This window comes from Pelosinus sp. sgz500959 (genome assembly GCF_042610375.1).
In the GTDB taxonomy this organism is placed as follows: Bacteria; Bacillota; Negativicutes; order DSM-13327; family DSM-13327; genus CTSoil-075.
Map to the genome: position 1 here is coordinate 106,099 of NZ_JBGJZL010000004.1, position 16,955 is coordinate 123,053.

The window sequence follows — 16,955 nt, forward strand, 5'->3', positions numbered from 1 at the left end:
TAAGAGACTCTAATGATGGAGGATATATACATGAAAAGAACAGATGGTCGCCAGGCCGATGAGATGCGTACGGTAAAGATTACTCGTAATTATTTGAAGTATCCTGAAGGTTCAGTGCTGATTGAGGTCGGTAATACCAAAGTAATCTGTGCTGCGACAGTTGAAGAAAAAGTGCCTCACTTTATGAAAGGATCAGGCTCTGGGTGGATTAATGCTGAATATTCACTATTGCCTCGTTCCACTCAAGTTCGTAATGTTCGGGAGTCAGCAAGAGGGAAAGTAACAGGACGAACCCATGAAATTCAACGTTTGATTGGTCGCGCTTTACGAAGTGTTGTCGATTTAAAAGCACTAGGGGAACGAACAATTTGGATTGACTGTGATGTAATACAAGCTGATGGTGGTACGCGGACAGCCGCCATTACTGGTTCTTTTGTGGCCTTGGTTGATGCTGTAAATAGTATTTATACTAATCTTGAAAAACCTTTCCCAGTAAAAGAATTTTTAGCCGCCGTGAGTATTGGCGTGATTAAAGATGGGGTCATTGCAGATTTATGTTATGAGGAAGATTCTGCCGCTATTGTGGATATGAATGTAGTCATGACGGGGAGCGGACAGTTCGTAGAAGTTCAAGGTACAGGTGAAAAACGTCCTTTTAGCCGTGATGAATTAAATCAAATGCTAGCAGTTGCTGAAAAGGCTGTTGGTGAACTCATTGATTATCAAAAGGATATTTTAGGTCCTTTGTCATGGAAGGTGGGGCGTGAATGAAAGAAATTGTAATTGCGACCCAAAATAAAGGGAAGGTCGCTGAAATTGCTTTAGCCCTTTCAAAACTACCAATTAAAGTATTGTCATTGAGTGATTTTGGCCCGATTCCTGAGGCTGTGGAAGATGGAACAAGTTTTTTAGAAAATGCCTTATTGAAAGCTCGTCATTATTCCCAATATACAGGTAAAGCTTGCTTGGCAGATGATTCTGGTCTTGAAGTTGATGCTTTGCAGGGAGCACCTGGAATTTATTCAGCACGTTTTGCTGGTGAAACGGCAAGTGACGATGATAATAATCGAAAACTTTTAGCTGAACTGCTTGATGTTGAGACTAAGGGGCGTACAGCAAGGTTTCGTTGTGTGTTAGCATTTGTAGATCATGATGAGACTGTTTTAACAACGGATGGTGTTTGTTCAGGTATGATTACTACAGAAGCTCAAGGATTAGGTGGATTTGGTTATGATTGCCTCTTTTATGTTCCTGAACTCAAAAAAACAATGGCAGAACTCTCTAAAACTGAAAAGAATGCCATCAGTCACCGTGGACGAGCTCTGGAAAATATGGCAATTCAACTTGGAGGTTATTTAAAATGAGAATAGGGGTCATCAGTGATACTCATGGTGATCTCGTAACGATTCGGCAAATCATAGATCAGGTGAAAGATGTTGATATGTGGATGCATGCTGGCGATTGCAGTCAGGATGCAGATTATTTAAGAAGTTTGGTCAAGGTGCCAGTTTACGCAGCGCGCGGTAATTGTGATGGTCACACGACTGCTAAGATTGATGAATTTATAGAAGTCGATAAACTAAAAATTTGGTTAACCCATGGTCATCGTTATGGTGTTAAACAAGGTACGCGCGAGTTGGTACGATGGGCTAAACATCATGCAGTCGATATTGTCATTTATGGACATACTCATATTGTAGATAACCGCTGGTGTGAAGATGTATTGCTATTTAATCCAGGTAGTAGTTATGGTAACCGTGCTGCTTGTGGAGTGTTAGAGATTCATGATAACCAAGTTACGGCGCAGATGATTAAATGTGTTTAATTAGGATTGATCTTTACTTGTATACCCGTTGTTATAGGCATAAAAATGTGGGGCCTGATCTACGCATTGCATAGATCAAGCCCCATATTTTAAAAAACTTAGTTGGATAAATTAATCATCGTAATTTTTTGCGTAAGCAACTGCAAGAACTTCATCAGGTAATTCATTTTCCCAACGAGCAACAACAACAGCAGCTACACAGTTACCGATTAAGTTACAAGCTGTACGAGCCATATCGAGAATACGGTCAACACCTAAGATGATACCAATACCTTCGACTGGTAGACCAAAAGCTGCAGCTGTACCAGCAATAACGATAAGGGAAGCACCAGGTACTGCTGCAATACCCTTCGTTGACATCATGAGTGTTACAAGCATAACTAATTGAGTTGAAATTGGGAAGTCGATATTATAAACTTGAGCAATAAAGATAACCGCTAATGCACTATATAATGTGGAACCATCAAGATTGAAAGTATAACCTGTTGGTAATACAAAAGTGACAATGTGCTTAGGAACACCAAATTGTTCTAATTTTTCCATTGCAATTGGCAATGCTGCTTCGCTTGATGCAGTTGAGAAAGCGATTAAAACTGGTTCTTTAAGAGCTCTTAAGAGATGGAAGAAGTTCATACGAATAATCAATGAAGCGCATCCTAATAGTAGGATGATGAAAATGACCAATGCAAAGTATAGGGAACCAATCAGCTTAGCTAATGGAATAAGCATGCCAAGACCAAATTTACCAACAGTGAAAGCAATCAGAGCAAATACACCAATCGGTGCTAATTTCATTACGTAATTTGTAAATTGGAACATGATTTCAGCAACGCTGATCGCAAGAGTAACAACTGGTTTACCTTTTTCTCCCATGTGAGCGGCTGCCACTCCGAAGAAGGTTGAGAACAAGATGATTTGTAACATATCGCCGCGACCCATTGCATCAACAACGTTCGTTGGGATAATATTGACCATCATTTGAGTCATATCAATCGTTTTCTTTGCAGCTGCTGCAACACTAGCTGTGTCTGTACCTGTTGCCATTGCTACACCTACGCCAGGTTGGAATGTATTTGCAACAGCCAAACCGACGAATAATGCGAGTGTAGTTGCAACTTCAAACCAGAGAATCGCTTTTGCGCCTAAGCGACCTAATTTTTTAAAGTCACCTGTACCAGCGATACCCATAATTAAAGAACTGAAAATTAGAGGTACAACAATCATTTTGATCATACGGATAAATGCATCGCCGACAGGTTTTAATGCTTGTCCGTAAGTTGGGAAAATATAACCGAAAACAACACCTAGAATAAGAGCGATAAAAATTTGACTTGAAAGACCAATACCTTTTTTACCATTTTGTTTTTTGTCCATTAATGAATCCTCCTTTAATTTTTTTTGCGTGACTTGGGAAAATACTATATTGATCAAAGCATTTGCTTTGTCAGCTTGGTATTAGTATAGTTTGCATATCACAGCTAACTACAGAAAACGACTAAACATTATTCTAGATTTCAGAATATAAAATTAATAGACTTGAATCTGACATGCTTTTGAGTTAACCATCTGCAAAGTAAGGAAAGTAGGGATTTTCCGATTCGGTGTCGAAATAGTAGAGTAGAGTGAAGTGCTGCAGGGGGTGTTTTGATGGCTTACTTCAAAGGTATTTCCAATCACAGGCTTGGGTATATGGAAAGAATCTTTAGTGAAAATAAGTCGCTGATTAATACAGTGCTGCTTGTATCATTGACTAGTATTGTATATGTTTATCCATTTGGCAGTTATTTTCGTTTTACATTAGCCATTGTATTGCTGACGATCTTTCTATTGTATTTTGAACGGTTGCCGATTCTTACAGGTACAATTATAACCGGAGTGTTCATTTTAATTTTTCGTACTTTAACAGACTTTATTATTGATGGTCATGATTATGTTGCGACGGTAATGTCTAATGTGCCTTCATTAGCATACTATATATCTTTTGGTATATTATTTTCCCTTTTATCCATTCGAAAAAATACAAATAATATATTGGCTTTAATTTTGTTATTGAGTGTCACGGATATTATAAGTAATATAATTGAACTTTTTTGCCGTTCGGAGTTGCTGTCGGCTAAATTTGCCTTCATTTTTCCGAGTATTGTAGCTGTAGCGATTGTGCGAGCGATTTTGTCGGTGATTGGATATTATGCTTTAAAGCAACATCAATCGTTTATTTTGGCAAATGATCATGCGGAGCGTTATATAGAACAAACAGTTATGGTAGCCAAATTAAAATGTGAACTTTTTTACTTGGAAAAATCATCTCAAGATATTGAAAATGTCATGGAAAAAGCCTATTGGCTTTATAAACAATTGAACTCTCAGGAAAGAAGTGTTCCTGCGGAGTCTCCTCTGCCTGCAGATGAGGCGCTTGCGATTGCAAGAGAAATTCATGAAATTAAAAAAGATTATTCGAGAGTGGTCGCGGGAATGGAGAATATTCTAAGGCCTTCAAGTCGACCGCAAGAAACAAAGTTGTCAGAGATATTGTTTATTATTGAACAAAATACCATGCGTTACCTCAGTGTTATGGATAAAAAAATTAGCATTAGTTATAAGCAAGCTGATGATTTTGTGACAGATAAACACTATACCTTGGTATCGATCTTAGATAACTTAATTATGAATTCCATTGAAGCCATTGGGGATCACGGAATCATTCGCTTAATCCAGACAAGTTCAAGTGAGGAAGTGTTTTTTTGTGTTGAAGATAATGGGATAGGTATTGATGAGAATGAATTTGAGCTAATTTTTAATCCAGGTTATTCAACTAAATTTTCGCCACGTACTGGTAAAATTTCGACGGGGTTAGGATTAGCCCATGTTCGAATCTATATTGAGTTGTTAGGCGGCACAATCAGGGTTGAATCCTTGCCTGGGGTTTGTACTAAGTTTTTTATTACTTTCCCCAAATCGGGTATAATACTCGCACCGGTGAATATGAACGCGTTGAGTGAAAATATTGACAATTGATAATTGGACGTGGTAGGTTGATAAAGCATATTTTAGATAAGAAAGTAGGTGGTTGAATGTCGTCACGTTTTGTGATCGTCGATGATGATGCTGGTATCCGTAGAATTCTTCAAAAAATTATTGAACAAAATAACCTAGGGATGGTCGTTGATGAATGCGACGATGGGCTAAAAGGAGAAATGATCATTCGTGAATACCAGCCTGATATTGCATTGGTTGACTTATTATTACCAGGGCAAGATGGTGTGGAATTGATTGAAAAAGTATCGGCTTCGGCGATGAATACTTCTTTTATCATGGTTTCACAAGCTACAAGTGAACAACTGATTACCAAAGCTTATGAAGCTGGTATAGAGTTTTTTATACATAAGCCCATTAATATTTTAGAGACTGTTTCAGTCATCAATAAAGTGCAAGAAAGCCGGCGATTAAAACAAATCATGTCTCTCATGCATGAAACAATCTCTCAATATTCTCACGTACGCCCTGTTGTAGATGAAGGACCGAAGAATATACAAAAAACGCGCATTTATAAAGCTTTTTCTGACCTTGGTATTATTGGAGAAGCTGGAGTCAAAGATATCTATCGAATGGTACAATTGATTCTAAAACAAGGATCTGAAGGGAAATCCTATCAATTATCCCATATTTACCAACAAATGTCAGAAGGTCTTGAGCAAGATGCGAAAGCAATTGAACAACGAGTACGGCGTGCTACCACGAAAGGATTACAGAATCTTGCCAACTTGGGATTGGAAGATTATTACAATGAAATTTTTCAGTCTTATAGCACCTCCTTATTTGATTTTAAAGAGGTACGTCATGAAATGAATTACATGCAAGGCAAAAGCCAATATCGAGGAAAAATTAATGTGAAGAAGTTTATTGAAGGACTTTTATTTATCGCTGAGCATTAACTATAACAGTGTGAGAAATGGACAAATTATCTTTTCTATCTAAGAATGTCTGCAACTGATGAAGCTGCAGACATTCTTTTTTTTGACGGTATTTGTCGAAGAGAAAAATTTGTAGTTTTTTGAATAGTTCTAATTTTTTGCGTATGTTGAAAGCTTTATAAAGGATTTAAGGAGGGGTTAGAAGAAGGGTCAATCATAGTAAAATCAAGGCTTAGTATCAATTATTAAAAAAAGAGAAAAATAAAATAGTTATATCTTGTTTAAATAATGTATACAAAAAGCAGTTGCATTTTATAAAAAGATATGACATAATAATACGTATAAGAAACATTGGACTAATGGATTAAGCCAATTAAGGAAGATGGAAAATGATTGTACAGCGTGTTGGTATTCCTATTTATTTGCAAGTCAAAGATTTTATTTTGGAAAAAATAAAATCTGGAGCATTTCGACCTGGTGGGAAAATTCCCACGGAGCGAGAATTATCCGCAGAACTTGGCATTAGCCGCAATACTGTTAGTGCAGCTTATAAAGAACTTTTGTTGGAAGATGTGCTTGAGGCGCGTCAGGGACGGGGGACTTTTGTAAAAGTTGTTTCTGATGATATAGGGGGTGAAATTGGTGGCAGCCGGCGAGGTCGATTAATGAAAATTATTGATGATGCCATGGCTAAAGTGTTGGAACTTGGTTTTACAGTGGATCAGTTCGCCGCAATCGCAAGTATAAGAGCTCAGGAAAAAGCGCAAGCTGTTAAAGAATTGCGAGTCGCTGTTGTTGATTGTACAGCAGAGTATATTCAACGTTTTATTAGCCAAATCGGACAAGTTGCCAATGTACATTTTGAGTCTGTGATTTTATCAGATCTTGTCTTTGGGAAGGTTCAGATTGAATTATTGCAAGCTTGTGATGTTGTTGTTACTACATTTGAGCATCAAGCAGTGGTAACCAATTTAATGGGAAGTGGGAATAAAATTATCACGGTGGCTGCAGTGCCTTATCTTGAAGCTGTGATTAAGCTGGCGCGATTACCAGTAGATACTAAAGTGGCAATTGTGGCTCGAAGCAAGGAATTTAAGGAAACTCTTGAAATTTTACTCGAAAAAGCTGCCATTAACCATCTTAATTTTGTGCTCATACAGTCTGATGACCGTAAAGAAATTAGTTCATTGATTGCTGATTATGATGTGTTTGTTGTCAGTGAAGAACGTGAAGTATTAGTGACTCAATTAGTTGCAGCTCAGAAAGAAGTCATTACTTTTTATTATGAGATTGACCGTGGTTCCTTGAATCAAGTCATGATGAAATTAGTTAGCCAAGCGATGTGAAAATTGATCATGAATTACTAAATATAGATTTAAAATGTAAAGGAGTCATTCAGATGGAAAAAGATAAAGTAAAAGTAGTCTTAGGGGTTATTGGTGCGGATTGTCATGCAGTTGGTAACAAAATTCTAAATTATGCACTTCTATCGGCAGGTTTTGAGGTTATTAATTTGGGAGTATTAGTTCCACAGGAAGAATTTATTAATGCAGCGATTGAAACAGGTGCAAAAGCTATTTTGGTCGCATCACTCTATGGTCATGGAGAAATTGACTGCCGTGGTTTAAAAGATCGTTGCCGTGAAGTAGGACTTGGTGATATATTACTCTATGTCGGTGGAAATTTAGTTGTTGGTAAAACTGATTTTACAGAGGTTCGTAATAAATTTTTGGCAATGGGTTATGATCGAGTCTATGAGCCAGGTATCTTGCCTGACCAAGTAATTATTGATTTGAAAAATGATTTGGGTGTTGAAGGATAAAAGGGAGTCTTGTACATGAATAATGTTTTACTGATTGATTTTGGTAGTACTTATACCAAAATTACGGCGGTTGATGTTGAAACAGAAGTAGTACTTGGTACTGCCCATGGCATTACGACCGTAGAAACTGACATTATGGATGGTCTGAATCAAGCTCTAAGTGAACTATTTGCTACGACTGGAAAGTTGGAATTTACTAAAGTTCTTGGATGTTCGAGTGCGGCAGGGGGCCTGAAAATGGTTGCAATCGGCCTTGTACTTGAACTTACGGTAGAAGCGGCTAAACGCGCTGCACTGGGTGCTGGTGCGAAAATTATGGGTGTATACGGTAATGAATTAAGTGAATATGAGATTGAAGAAATCGCCGCACTTAATCCGGAAATTATCTTGCTTGCTGGTGGTACGGATGGTGGTAATAAAGAAGTAATCCTTCACAATGCCAAAATGCTTACGACTCTAGGGCGAGATATACCTGTAATTGTTGCTGGTAATAAATCAGCAGCACCCCAAGTTGTTAGGATCTTATCTGAAACCATGACCGAAGTGGTGCATACTGAAAATGTGATGCCGAGATTGAATGAACTCAATATTGAGCCAGCTAGAGAGACGATCCGTGGTGTGTTTTTACGACGTATTGTAGAAGCCAAAGGTTTAAATCGAGCGAACCAATTTGTTGATCGTATGGTTATGCCAACTCCAGCAGCAGTGCTAAAAGCTGCGGAATTATTAGGAAAAGGTACTGATCATGAAAAAGGTTTCGGTGATTTGATGGTCATCGATATTGGCGGTGCCACGACAGATGTATATTCGATTGCTAAAGGGGATCCGAGTAAAAGTAATGTAGCCTTAAAAGGTTTACCTGAACCTTTTGGCAAACGTACTGTGGAAGGTGATCTTGGCATGCGATATAGTGCAACTGCTTTATTTAAAGCAGCTGGCGCTAAGATGATTGCTGATTATGCTGGGGTTGCTGAAACTGATGTTGAAGCATATATGAAGAAAGTTGAAGAAAATATTGAGTATTTGCCTCAGTCAACGATTGAAAGCCAAGTGGAAATTGCCATGGGCAGAGCTTGTACTCGTTTAGCGACAGAACGTCATGTTGGTCAACTTGAAACGGTGTTTACTCTAAATGGTACAGTTTTTGTGCAAAAGGGCAAAGATTTAACAGCGGTTAAAAAAGTAATTGGTACTGGCGGAGTGATTGTAAATCATCAGCAGCCAGCTGGAATTCTTAAAGGCACTGTTTATGATGAAAGTACACCTCAGATGCTCAAACCTGAATCACCGGAATTTTGGATTGATGAAAAGTATATCATGGCATCCATGGGTTTATTAGGTGAAGAATATCCTGATGTAGCAATACGAATGATGAAAAAATATATTGTACGGAGGTAATAATAATGGAATTGAAAAATAAAAAGTGGACGCATGATGAGTTTTATGCGATTCGTAAAGACATACTAACCCAATGGCCTACAGGTGCCGAAGTAGATTTTGAAGAAGCTATCAAATATCATGAAACCATTCCTACGAAAAAGAACTTTGCTAAACGTTTGGTGAAAGCTAAGAAAAATGGTGAGACATTAACACAACCTCGTGCTGGTGTAGCGCTTCTTGATGAACATATTAATCTTTTGAATTATCTTCACTCAGAAGGTGAAGCTGATCTTCTGCCAAGTACGATTGATAGCTATACTCGTCAAAATCAATATCAAAATTGTGCTGATGCCATTGAAGAAAGTACAAAAGCAGGCCGTTCATTACTTAATGGTTTCCCAGCAGTTAATCATGGTGTTCGCGGTGTTCGTCAGTTAGTAGAACGCGTAAATGGTCCAGTGCAAGTACGTCACGGCACACCTGATGCTCGCCTGTTGACTGAAATCACTTTAGCTGGTGGTTTTACTTCTTATGAAGGTGGCGGTATTTCTTACAATATTCCTTACGCAAAAAGTGTATCCTTAGAACAAACTATTTATGATTGGCAGTATAACGACCGTTTAGTGGGTATTTATGCTGAGCATGGTATTGAGATCAATCGGGAACCTTTTGGACCATTAACTGGTACTTTGGTACCGCCTTGCGTTTCTCATGCTGTTGCGATCATTGAAGCTATTTTAGCAGCTGAACAAGGTGTTAAAAATATTACTCTAGGTTATGGACAATGTGGTAACTTATTCCAAGATATTGCTGCAATCAAAGCTTTGGAGCAATTGTCTGAAGAATATTTAGCAAAACATGGTTATAACGATTGCACAATTACAACTGTATTCCATCAATGGATGGGTGGTTTCCCGCAAGATGAAGCAAAAGCATTTGCTGTTATTTCTTGGGGCGCAGCGGCAGCAGCGCTTGCAAAAGCTACAAAAGTTATTGTAAAAACACCTCATGAAGCATTAGGTATCCCTACAAAAGAAGCCAATGCTATGGGACTTCGTACAACAAAACAATTAATCAATATGTTAGCTGATCAACCTTTCCCAATGACTACTGAAGTTGATGTGGAAGTTGCCATGATCAAAGCTGAAACACGTTGTATTTTAGATAAAATATTTGAAATCGGTAATGGTGACTATGCTGTTGGTAGCGTACGTGCTTTTGAAACAGGCGTACTTGATGTACCATTTGCTCCAAGTAAATTCTCTCTTAATAAAATTCTGCCTGCTCGTGACAATAATGGTGCTGTACGTTTATTTGATGTGGGAAATCTTCCGTTCACACAAGATATCATTGATTTCCACCGTGGGAAAATCGATGAACGTGCTAAATCAGAAGGTCGTAAAGCTAGCTTCCAAATGGTTATTGATGATATTTACGCAATTTCCAATGGTCGCTTAGTGGGTAGACCAAGATAAGGATAACTATAGATAATGTATGGTAGGTGAGGAGCTATCTGCTTCTTACCTATCATGATAAAAATAATGGAGTGGAGAGTGTAATAATGAAAATTGTAAATGTTGTATGTTCTAAAGGTCGTACTGGATTTTATTTTGATGACCAACGGGCCATTAAAGCAGGGGCTAAACATGATGGTTTCACATATGTCGGTGAAAGCGTGACCCCAGGTTTTCATTCTATTCGTCAATCCGGTGAAGCTGTATCTGTTATGATTGTCTTAGAAGATGGACAAGTTGCTTATGGTGATTGCGCAGCGGTACAATATAGTGGAGCAGGTGGACGCGATCCTTTATTTTTAGCAGATGATTTTATCCCTGTGATCGAACAAGAAATTAGACCTTTATTAGTTGGCCGTGAACTAGATTCTTTTAGACAGTTAGCAGGTGAAGTGGATAGTCTGGTTGATGCGAAAACTGGAAAATTGATTCATACTGCACTACGTTATGGTGTGACTCAAGCTATTTTGGATGCTGTAGCGAAAGCTAAACATAAACTCATGTGTGAAGTCGTTGCTGAAGAATATAATACGGTTGTCAGTGAAGAGGAAATTAATATTTTCACTCAATCTGGTGACAATCGTTATGATAATGCAGATAAAATGATTATTAAAGGTGCTCAAGTATTGCCTCATGCTTTGATTAATAATGTTGAAGAAAAACTAGGTAAAAATGGTGAATTGTTAGTTGAATATGTAACTTGGTTAAAAAATCGTATTCTGAGCTTACGCACAAGTGAAGCATATAACCCAGTGATGCATATTGACGTATATGGAACAATTGGTGCAGCTTTCAATCTTGATACGGAAAAAATGGTGTCTTATTTCCGTGAACTCGAAAAAGCAGCAGCTCCTATTAAACTTCGTATTGAAGGTCCTATGGACGTAGAAGATCGTGAAAAACAAATGCTTGCATTAAAAGAAATTACTGCACGTTTGCATGAAGAAAATATCAATGTAGAAGTGGTAGCTGATGAATGGTGCAATACATTAGATGATATTAAATATTTTGCAGATAACAATGCAGGTGATATGCTGCAAATTAAAACCCCTGACTTAGGTGGTATTAACAATACAATTGAAGCTGTACTTTATTGCAAAGAAAAAGGTGTTGGCGCATATCAAGGCGGTACATGCAATGAAACAGATCGTTCTGCTCAAGTTTGTGTACATCTTGCTATGGCAACCAAACCAGTACAAATGTTAGCAAAACCTGGTATGGGTGTTGATGAAGGATTTATGATTGTGTACAATGAAATGCAACGTATTTTAGCAGTACGCAAAGCGCTTAAGGCATAAGATTATGAAATCTGTAATGCATGAGCAATTAATGTATGCAAGTTATTTTGCACCGCGGGGACGTAATCGGATGTATGTTCTTGGTCAACAAATCAGTGAGCGTTATTTATCTCCATTAGATCGACTCATTGGTGTTGTTGGTGCTGCAGGTGCAGGTAAGTCATCATTGATCAAAGGTATGTTTCCAGGATTAGAACTGACAAATGATGATGAGGGTGTTAATTTACGCCCTCTGCCTCTTTTGAAAAATATTGATAAGGGTTTTTTTACCTGTCATACATATCATATGGATATGCGTTTTGAATTGGCGTTTACCCAAATTCATGTGTTGGCAGATGCTGTAAAACGTGCCTTATTGCAGGGAAAACGTGTCATTGTAGAACATTTTGATTTATTGTATCCGGCCCTGGAAATGAATGCTGATGTCATATTGGGCATCGGTGGTGAAGTGATTGTAGTGCGACCGAATCTATTTGGGCCTTTTCCTGGAGAAATTGTTGATGTATCGACGAAAACATTACAGTATCGCAAAATGGCTCATACTGCAGAAGATTTGACTTCTAGTATTCTGCTTAAAGATTATGGCGCTACATTGACCTTTGGCCATCGAGATGTGCATCATGGTTTTGTTTTAGAATATCCGACCCTCATTGACGTTGATCTTAAGGATGTTGAAAAAAAGGTAAAACGTATTATTGATGAAGGGGTTAATGTCTGCTATTCAGATGAAGGGCATATTCGAATTGGTGAAGATTCCTGGGCGTGTACTGGACCGCGGACCCATGTGCGTAATACGGAAGATATTGAAAATTTCCGTCTATTGCATGAAATAAAGTTTGATGCTAAATCTGAGAGTTATCTCATTATTGGTTTAGTTGGTCCTAAAAATGAAAATCTTGATGGATTTGCTGGTGTAGGCTATGCGGCAACTCTTTAAAACAGTATAATTAAGTAATGAATGGGTACTGTCTTCAGGGAGAAGACAGTACCCATCAGAACATACGAAAAGACTTGTCTTGTGCCAAGTCCTCAGATGCAGGCAGAAGTCTTAGTCGTTCTTACTTGTAATCAAGAAAGTGTTATACTTTCTGATTATGTAACAAAATAACAAACTCCATAGGAGGTTTTACAAATGGCAAGTATACTAAAAACTGCTCAGGCAGGTACTTTAGAATCAAGTGATATTATGATTAGCGTAACTCCAGGTCTTGAAGGTAGCGGTGTTATCATCGAAGTAGAAAGTATTGTGATGGCTCAGTATGGTGATGATATACGTTTGACATTAGAACAAACTGTAGCTGAACAAGAGTGTACAGATTTATATATTAAAGCGTTAGACCGAGGTGCTTTGGATTGTACAATTCGTGCACGTATATTAACAGCATTAGTCCGCGCTGGCGCTGTTCTTAAGGAGGCTATTTTATAATGGATTTAAAATTGCGAAGAAGTATGTTATTTATTCCAGGAAATAATCCAGGGATGCTACAAAATGGTGGTGTGTTTGGTGCCGATTCTGTTATTTTAGATTTAGAAGATGCTGTTGCACCAACAGAAAAAGATGCAGCGCGCTTTTTGATTGCTCATGCTTTAAAAACTGTGGATTATGGATGCAGTGAAAAAGTCATCCGTATTAACCCATTGGATACTTTTGCAGCAGAAGATATTAAAGCCATTGTGCCTTGTGGTCCTGATGCTATTTTGGTACCTAAAGTCGAGAGCGCGGCTGATATTCATGCTGCTGTTCAGATGATTGCAGCAGCGGAACTGCCCAATCAAAATCCTGTTAAAATCATTGCGTTATTAGAAACACCGCGAGGCATTATAGAGGCTTATAACATTGCTAAAGCTGATCCGCGCGTTGTAGGATTAGCTCTAGGAGCTGAAGACTATACTGCAGGTCTTGGCGCCATCCGGACAAAGGAGGGCACTGAGATTTTTACGGCACGTACGATTGTGGTCAATGCTGCTGCGGCGGCTGACGTTCAGTCTATTGATACACCTTATACAGATGCTAATGATGAAGAGGGGCTTCTCGCTGATACTGAACTTGCTAAAAAACTTGGCTTTAAAGGGAAATTATCCATAAATCCTCGTCAAATTGATGTCATTCATACTGTATTTAATCCGAGTGAAAACGATATTGAATGGGCTGAACAAGTCATTCATGCCATTCGCAAAGCTGAAGCAGAAGGCTCAGGTGTAGCCTCTTTGAATGGAAAAATGGTTGATTTGCCAGTAGTGAATCGGGCGGAGCGTACCTTGCGTTTAGCTCGATTACTAGGTTTGATTGAGGGGGTAGAATAATGAAAAATACATTAGGTCGTGAAATTCCGGAGAAAATCGCTGGTATTGGGGAAGTTAAAGCTTTTGCAGGTGCTTTTACTACGCCGCCGATGATGAATCGTCAGGCACCTAAAGTAAAAAGTGTACGACCAGCAGATAGCAAATTAATAGATTCTTTAGAAGAAGTTTTTAGAAAAATACCAGTGGTAGATGGTATGACTTTGTCTTTTCATCATCATTTTCGCAATGGTGATGGTGTCGTCAATATGGTATTGGCTACTGCGGCTAAATTGGGACTGAAAAATTTAAAAGTGGCATTAAGTTCAGTTTTTCCTGTGCATGCATCGATCATTGAACATGCTAAAAATGGTGTAGTCACAGCACTTGATACCAATTATATGTCAGGACCAGTAGCCAAAGCTGTATCGCAAGGGTTATTTGAGACTCCTGTAGTACTACGTACCCATGGTGGACGCGGTCGCGCTATTGAATGTGGCCAACTTAAAATAGATGTAGCTTTTATTGCGGCTCCTGCAGCTGATGAATATGGTAATATTAATGGGGTACAAGGGCCGGCGGCTTGTGGTTCTCTTGGTTATGCCTTTCCTGATGCTCAGTATGCTGATCATGTAGTAGCTGTGACGGATTATATGGCTGAATACCCATTATCACCTATATCCATCCCTCAAACGCGTGTGGATTATGTTGTAAAAGTGGACTCAGTTGGTGATCCTAAAGGAATTGTATCAGGTACGACTCGTATTACAAAAGATCCTGTTGGACTTAAAATTGCTGAAACGGCAGCAAAAGTCATCCAAGCTGCTGGACTTATTAAAAACGGATTTTCTTTCCAAACGGGGGCAGGGGGAGCTTCTCTTGCAACGGCTTCTTTTGTACGAAAAATGATGGAGAAAGATCAGGTAACAGGTAGTTTTGCTTTGGGCGGTATTACTGGTTATATGGTAGATATGCTAGAAAAAGGACTCTTTAAAAAATTAATGGATGTGCAAGGCTTTGATTTGGAAGCGATTAAGTCCATTGCAACAAATCCTAACCATTTAGAGATTGGTGCTGATTTTTATGCCAGTCCTTTTAATGCAGGTTGTGCAGTCAATCAATTAGATGCTGTCATCCTTGGTGCGACAGAAATGGATACTGATTTTAATGTCAATGTGGTAACAGGTTCAGATGGCGTCATCATGGGAGGATCAGGTGGTCATGCTGATGCTGCTGCTGGTGCCAAAGTTACGATTATTGTTGCTAATCTCTTGCGTGGCCGTTTACCGATCATTGTCGATCAGGTTTTAACTGCCACCACGCCAGGAGAAACTATTGACGTTCTTGTTACTGAACGAGGGATTGCTGTCAATCCGCGCCGCATTGATTTGAAAGAAAAAATGCTCGCAGCGGGTTTACCAGTAAAAGATATACAAGAATTAAAAAAGCTAGCCGAACAAATTGCTGGCGTGCCAAAACAAATCAAAACTGGGGAAAAAATTGTTGCTGTCGTCGAATATCGTGATGGTACAATCATTGATGTCGTACGTCAAGTGGAGGGATAATCATGTTATGGGGCACGATTGAGGAGCGGGTCATCAATCTTAAGAATACACGACAAGTTGCTGAAGTAAGGAGATTTTTAGAGACATTTTCCTTAACTTTTAATGAACAGGTTGATTATACAGTTGCTTTGTACAAAGAAAATAAGATTGTGGCTACCGGCTCCTTCGCAGGCGAAGTGCTTCGAAATATTGCAATTGATGAGTCTTTGCAAGGAGAAGGCGTTACTTCAGCGGTGATTAGCCATCTAATGCGCGAAGCTGGGCAACGAGGAATCTATCATTATTTTATTTTTACTAAACCTGACAAAGCTCATTTGTTTAGCAATTTAGGATTTAAAGAGATTGCTCGCGTTGAACCTTATGCTGTACTACTTGAAAGTGGGCTAGGATCGATTGAAAGTTATTGCCGGGAAATGGCTAAAAAAATAGAAAAACTCCCACCAGGGGCTCGGGCTAGCCTAGTGGTGAATTGTAATCCTTTTACCTTAGGGCATCAGGCGGTCATTGCTAAGGCCGCTGCGGAAAATCCAGGAGTCGTTGTATTAGTAGTCAGTGAAGAAGGCTCTTTGTTTCCCTTTGATGTGCGACAACGGTTAGTTCAAGAAGGGACAGCTCACTATGATAATGTCGTTGTTGTTCCGGGAGGGAAATATATTATATCGTCTGCAACTTTTCCTGGATATTTCACAAGAGGTGATGAAACAGTTACGGCTCAAACACAACTAGACATCAGTATTTTTGCAAAATATGTAGCACCAGCCTTAGGGATTACTTCTCGTTATGTAGGTGATGAACCTTATTGCGCAGTTACTAAGGCTTACAATCAGGCAATGTTTGCAATTCTGCCTGATTATCATATTGATGTTCGAGAAATGCCACGCATTGATGTCAATGGACAATATATCAGTGCATCCCGTGTACGGGAACTTATTCGCCAAGATGGGTGGGATGAAATTCGTACGCTAGTGCCTGATAGTACTTATCAATATTTACGTTCCCTTGAAGCGGTACAAATTATTGAAAAAATTAAAAGCAGTCAATCGCGGCATTGATCAATGCGTTTCCTTAGATAAAAAGATAAAATAGATTTATATGGTCTGCCAGTCATGGGATTCGGACATTGTTGCTTCTATAGTGCTCTACAATCCGATATCCTATGACTGGTGATTTTCCTTATCATATTTAATTGAAATGATAAGGGGAATGGCATTAGTTTCCTGAGTTTTTTCATTGAGAATGGTCATCCTATTGAATAGAATAGTAAACTCTGTTTTTTTACCAAATTGTAATTTTGTATATAATAAGGTAATAAAAACAGAGTTTTTTCAATAATCAAAAATAATATACACTATTTTGTATA

At 38.7% G+C, this 16,955-nt stretch carries 16 protein-coding genes; 15 read left to right on the top strand and 1 reads right to left on the bottom strand.

The features are described 5' to 3' along the window. Nucleotides 1–30 precede the first annotated feature (30 nt). Genes rph through ACAN52_RS07550 form a run of 3 tightly spaced genes read left to right on the top strand, consistent with a single transcriptional unit; the run spans nt 31 to nt 1,825 of the window. The gene (gene rph / locus ACAN52_RS07540) at nt 31–771 is read left to right on the top strand and encodes a ribonuclease PH (protein ID WP_378953974.1); all 741 of its coding nucleotides are present in this window, start codon (nt 31–33) and stop codon (nt 769–771) included. Continuing rightward, nucleotides 768–1,364, top strand: a complete 597-nt coding sequence (locus ACAN52_RS07545; protein WP_378953975.1) for an XTP/dITP diphosphatase — start codon at nt 768–770, stop codon at nt 1,362–1,364. The genes rph and ACAN52_RS07545 overlap by 4 nt, the downstream gene beginning before the upstream one ends. Further along, a complete protein-coding gene (locus tag ACAN52_RS07550; protein WP_378953977.1) occupies nt 1,361–1,825 on the top strand; it encodes a YfcE family phosphodiesterase in 465 nt (154 codons plus the stop codon). Before ACAN52_RS07545 ends, ACAN52_RS07550 begins: the two co-directional genes overlap by 4 nt. Nucleotides 1,826–1,936: 111 nt before the next feature. Here the strand turns inward: ACAN52_RS07550 and ACAN52_RS07555 are convergent, their stop codons facing one another. Next, nucleotides 1,937–3,199, bottom strand: coding sequence for a dicarboxylate/amino acid:cation symporter (locus ACAN52_RS07555; protein WP_378953980.1), 1,263 nt, complete (start codon nt 3,197–3,199; stop codon nt 1,937–1,939). A gap of 273 nt (nt 3,200–3,472) precedes the next feature. On the opposite strand from ACAN52_RS07555, the gene ACAN52_RS07560 reads away from it, so the two are divergent. From ACAN52_RS07560 to citC, 12 genes are all read left to right on the top strand, one after another. Continuing rightward, nucleotides 3,473–4,840: an ATP-binding protein gene (locus tag ACAN52_RS07560; RefSeq protein WP_378953981.1), complete on the top strand. Its 1,368-nt coding sequence runs from the start codon at nt 3,473–3,475 to the stop codon at nt 4,838–4,840. Between the two features lie 56 nt (nt 4,841–4,896). Continuing rightward, entirely contained in the window at nt 4,897–5,757 is an 861-nt protein-coding gene (locus ACAN52_RS07565) for a response regulator (protein WP_378953982.1), read from the top strand. A 368-nt stretch (nt 5,758–6,125) separates the two neighbouring features. Continuing rightward, nucleotides 6,126–7,082: a GntR family transcriptional regulator gene (locus tag ACAN52_RS07570; protein WP_378953983.1), complete on the top strand. Its 957-nt coding sequence runs from the start codon at nt 6,126–6,128 to the stop codon at nt 7,080–7,082. A gap of 53 nt (nt 7,083–7,135) precedes the next feature. Next, nucleotides 7,136–7,558, top strand: coding sequence for a methylaspartate mutase subunit S (glmS, locus tag ACAN52_RS07575; RefSeq protein WP_378953984.1), 423 nt, complete (start codon nt 7,136–7,138; stop codon nt 7,556–7,558). A gap of 15 nt (nt 7,559–7,573) precedes the next feature. Next, nucleotides 7,574–8,956 carry a methylaspartate mutase accessory protein GlmL gene (glmL, locus tag ACAN52_RS07580; RefSeq protein WP_378953986.1) on the top strand — a complete coding sequence of 461 codons (1,383 nt, stop codon included), beginning with the start codon at nt 7,574–7,576 and terminating at the stop codon, nt 8,954–8,956. Between the two features lie 5 nt (nt 8,957–8,961). Continuing rightward, nucleotides 8,962–10,413, top strand: a complete 1,452-nt coding sequence (locus ACAN52_RS07585) for a methylaspartate mutase subunit E (protein ID WP_378953987.1) — start codon at nt 8,962–8,964, stop codon at nt 10,411–10,413. Between the two features lie 86 nt (nt 10,414–10,499). After that, the gene (locus tag ACAN52_RS07590) at nt 10,500–11,750 is read left to right on the top strand and encodes a methylaspartate ammonia-lyase (RefSeq protein ID WP_378953988.1); all 1,251 of its coding nucleotides are present in this window, start codon (nt 10,500–10,502) and stop codon (nt 11,748–11,750) included. A gap of 4 nt (nt 11,751–11,754) precedes the next feature. After that, nucleotides 11,755–12,687 carry an alanine-tRNA synthetase second additional domain-containing protein gene (locus ACAN52_RS07595; protein WP_378953989.1) on the top strand — a complete coding sequence of 311 codons (933 nt, stop codon included), beginning with the start codon at nt 11,755–11,757 and terminating at the stop codon, nt 12,685–12,687. Between the two features lie 195 nt (nt 12,688–12,882). Then, nucleotides 12,883–13,176 (top strand): citrate lyase acyl carrier protein, encoded by a 294-nt coding sequence (gene citD / locus ACAN52_RS07600; protein ID WP_378953990.1) that lies wholly within the window; start codon nt 12,883–12,885, stop codon nt 13,174–13,176. Continuing rightward, nucleotides 13,176–14,054, top strand: coding sequence for an HpcH/HpaI aldolase/citrate lyase family protein (locus tag ACAN52_RS07605; protein WP_378953992.1), 879 nt, complete (start codon nt 13,176–13,178; stop codon nt 14,052–14,054). Before citD ends, ACAN52_RS07605 begins: the two co-directional genes overlap by 1 nt. Continuing rightward, nucleotides 14,054–15,595: a citrate lyase subunit alpha gene (gene citF, locus ACAN52_RS07610; protein WP_378953993.1), complete on the top strand. Its 1,542-nt coding sequence runs from the start codon at nt 14,054–14,056 to the stop codon at nt 15,593–15,595. Before ACAN52_RS07605 ends, citF begins: the two co-directional genes overlap by 1 nt. 2 nt (nt 15,596–15,597) lie before the next feature. Next, entirely contained in the window at nt 15,598–16,647 is a 1,050-nt protein-coding gene (gene citC / locus ACAN52_RS07615) for a [citrate (pro-3S)-lyase] ligase (RefSeq protein WP_378953994.1), read from the top strand. Nucleotides 16,648–16,955 lie beyond the last annotated feature (308 nt).

Excerpts from the sequence above, each read along its gene's own strand:
- rph (WP_378953974.1), top strand. The coding sequence starts at position 31 with ATGAAAAGAACAGATGGTCGCCAGGCCGATGAGATGCGTACGGTAAAG.
- ACAN52_RS07545 (WP_378953975.1), top strand. The coding sequence starts at position 768 with ATGAAAGAAATTGTAATTGCGACCCAAAATAAAGGGAAGGTCGCTGAA.
- ACAN52_RS07550 (WP_378953977.1), top strand. The coding sequence starts at position 1,361 with ATGAGAATAGGGGTCATCAGTGATACTCATGGTGATCTCGTAACGATT.
- ACAN52_RS07555 (WP_378953980.1), bottom strand. The coding sequence starts at position 3,199 with ATGGACAAAAAACAAAATGGTAAAAAAGGTATTGGTCTTTCAAGTCAA.
- ACAN52_RS07560 (WP_378953981.1), top strand. The coding sequence starts at position 3,473 with ATGGCTTACTTCAAAGGTATTTCCAATCACAGGCTTGGGTATATGGAA.
- ACAN52_RS07565 (WP_378953982.1), top strand. The coding sequence starts at position 4,897 with ATGTCGTCACGTTTTGTGATCGTCGATGATGATGCTGGTATCCGTAGA.
- ACAN52_RS07570 (WP_378953983.1), top strand. The coding sequence starts at position 6,126 with ATGATTGTACAGCGTGTTGGTATTCCTATTTATTTGCAAGTCAAAGAT.
- glmS (WP_378953984.1), top strand. The coding sequence starts at position 7,136 with ATGGAAAAAGATAAAGTAAAAGTAGTCTTAGGGGTTATTGGTGCGGAT.
- glmL (WP_378953986.1), top strand. The coding sequence starts at position 7,574 with ATGAATAATGTTTTACTGATTGATTTTGGTAGTACTTATACCAAAATT.
- ACAN52_RS07585 (WP_378953987.1), top strand. The coding sequence starts at position 8,962 with ATGGAATTGAAAAATAAAAAGTGGACGCATGATGAGTTTTATGCGATT.
- ACAN52_RS07590 (WP_378953988.1), top strand. The coding sequence starts at position 10,500 with ATGAAAATTGTAAATGTTGTATGTTCTAAAGGTCGTACTGGATTTTAT.
- ACAN52_RS07595 (WP_378953989.1), top strand. The coding sequence starts at position 11,755 with ATGAAATCTGTAATGCATGAGCAATTAATGTATGCAAGTTATTTTGCA.
- citD (WP_378953990.1), top strand. The coding sequence starts at position 12,883 with ATGGCAAGTATACTAAAAACTGCTCAGGCAGGTACTTTAGAATCAAGT.
- ACAN52_RS07605 (WP_378953992.1), top strand. The coding sequence starts at position 13,176 with ATGGATTTAAAATTGCGAAGAAGTATGTTATTTATTCCAGGAAATAAT.
- citF (WP_378953993.1), top strand. The coding sequence starts at position 14,054 with ATGAAAAATACATTAGGTCGTGAAATTCCGGAGAAAATCGCTGGTATT.
- citC (WP_378953994.1), top strand. The coding sequence starts at position 15,598 with ATGTTATGGGGCACGATTGAGGAGCGGGTCATCAATCTTAAGAATACA.